The following is a 235-nucleotide window of genomic DNA, read 5'->3' as shown; positions in this document are numbered from 1 at the left end:
AGAAGCTCTAGAAGCAGTTTCGACAGCAAGATTAATTTATGTTGATTCTGGAAAAGTAGACGAATATGCAACTTGGGTTCGTACTTTAGACTTTGTGGAGGTTACAGATGCGGAATTGGATAATGATACTTATGATGCGGCTTTCAAACAATACAGTCAAAACAATGCGAAACAAGCGATGCCTGGTTTTGCTGGATATATTGCAAAATTCCCGAACGGAATGCATGCGCTTGAA

General features: G+C 39.6%; 1 protein-coding gene. It reads left to right on the top strand.

All coding sequences use genetic code 11. From position 1 onward, the window contains the following. On the top strand, positions 1–235 hold a 235-nt coding region (locus ACWA1B_RS23655; protein WP_456911141.1), incomplete at both ends, for a hypothetical protein.

It is taken from the genome of Flavobacterium xizangense (assembly GCF_054075145.1).
The sequence above is the reverse complement of the archived record's forward strand: the minus strand, read 5'-3'. Positions and strand labels throughout refer to the sequence as shown.